Raw genomic sequence first — 278 nt, forward strand, 5'->3', positions numbered from 1 at the left:
TGTATCAGTTTTACATCGGCTTTTAATACAGCGGCTTCAAACTGTGGCATGGTTTGTTGTGTATTGCTTAGCGGGTCGTATACGGCGCTTACACCGTTGTTGGTAACACGTACCAGCGGGCGTTGTAACTCAAGGGCACGCATGCGGGCAATTTGCATGTGTTGCAATGGCCCAATTGATTGACCAAACCACGCGTCGTTACTGACAGTAAATAATATATCTGAGTTAGTTTTATAATTGCCACGTACTAAATCGGCAAATACTATTTCGAAGCAAAT

General features: G+C 43.5%; 1 protein-coding gene. It reads right to left on the reverse strand.

Annotation, left to right across the window (positions count from 1 at the left end):
- The coding region (locus SB756_RS29630; protein ID WP_410913133.1) for a nitrilase-related carbon-nitrogen hydrolase at positions 1 to 278 on the reverse strand (278 nt) is incomplete at both ends.

It is taken from the genome of Pseudomonas sp. SIMBA_068 (assembly GCF_046534705.1).
Classification (GTDB): Bacteria; Pseudomonadota; Gammaproteobacteria; order Pseudomonadales; family Pseudomonadaceae; genus Aquipseudomonas; species Aquipseudomonas putida.